Raw genomic sequence first — 1,536 nt, forward strand, 5'->3', positions numbered from 1 at the left:
GAAAATTTTCCTGCAGGAGAGCCGGGTACAGAAAGGCGTGGAATTCGCTCACACCCACGCCGACACCCTGACCCGTGCAGAACAAACCTACGGCATCCCCCGGGAAATCATCCTCGCCATCATCGGAGTGGAAACCCGCTACGGGGATTACATGGGCACCTACCGAGCGGTCGATGCCCTGACCACCCTGGGCTACGACTACCCGCCTCGGGGCAGCTTCTTCCGCAAGCAGCTCAAAGCCTTGTTCGAACTGGAGCATAACGCCCACATCGATGCCAAAACCATCACCGGCTCCTACGCCGGCGCCATGGGCTACGGCCAGTTCATCCCCACCAGTTACCAGGCTTATGCGGTGGATTTCGACAATGACGGTGTCACCGATCTGGTCAACAACCCGGTGGATGCCATCGGTTCCGTTGCCAACTATTTCAGCGAGCACAACTGGAAACCCGGGTTGCCCGTAGCCGCCAGAGCACACCTGGATGGCGCCGGTTACGTGCCGCTGGCCAAAAAAGGGTACAAGCCATCCTTTACCCTGGCACAGGCCAACAACGCCGGCGTCTCTGCGCTCAGCTGCAACGATGATCGACTGGTCAGCGAATACTGCTTCGACCTGCCCGCCAGCACCCGGGTCGCCCTGCTTGATCTGGAAGGCACCGACGGTGCGGAGTTCTGGCTGGCCACCGACAATTTTTATGTGATTACCCGCTACAATCACAGTCGCCTGTACGCCATGGCCGTGCTACAACTATCACGACAACTGGCGGCCGCACTGGAGGATAGTCAATGAAGCGTCTGGCTTGTGCCGTGATCACCTCCGCGTTCCTCGGGGCCTGCGCCACCGCTCCGGGGCCCGCTGGCGACAGTGCCCCACCCGCCGTCAACAACGATGCGCCAGGCTCGGACCGCTACAGCCTGCAGCAGGACACCGCGCCGGAAGAGCCCCGGGATGTTTCCCGGCTGCCGGAACCGGTGCCCAAAAAGGAACCCCGCAGTCGCTACGGCAACCCGCAATCCTACAGTGTGTGGGGCAAGACCTATCAGGTGCTTCCCCAGGCGGACGGCTACGTGGCAGAAGGCAAAGCCTCCTGGTATGGCCAGAAATTCCATGGCCATCGCACCTCCAGTGGTGAACCGTTCGATATGTACCAGTTCACGGCCGCCCATCGCAGCCTGCCCTTGCCCACCTATGCCCGGGTCACCAACCTGGATAACGGCAAAAGCCTGGTGGTGCGCGTCAACGATCGCGGCCCCTTCCACGAGGATCGCATCATCGATTTGTCCTGGGCCGCTGCGGTACGCCTGGGTATAGAGCAATCCGGCACCGGGCGGGTACGGGTCGAAGCAATCAGCAGTCAGCAACAACCCGATGGCCCCAGTAGTACCGTGCCCACGGCCGTGCGTGCTGCGCTGGACAGTCCACCTCCTTCAGCAGCGAACGACAACGCCAGCGCCAAAACGGACACCGCCGACAATGGCGCCAGCAAAGGCGGTAGCCTGTTCCTGCAAGCAGGCGCCTTCTCAGACCGAACCAGC

General features: G+C 61.8%; 2 protein-coding genes. Both read left to right on the plus strand.

Annotated features, from left to right (window positions below; genetic code table 11):
- The coding region (mltB, locus tag A3730_RS22675) for a lytic murein transglycosylase B (protein ID WP_063539012.1) at positions 1 to 790 on the plus strand (790 nt) is incomplete at its 5' end.
- A partial coding sequence (locus tag A3730_RS22680) for a septal ring lytic transglycosylase RlpA family protein (RefSeq protein WP_063539014.1) occupies positions 787 to 1,536 on the plus strand: 750 nt, incomplete at its 3' end. The genes mltB and A3730_RS22680, both read left to right, overlap by 4 nt.

Source organism: Alcanivorax sp. HI0044, assembly GCF_001634945.1.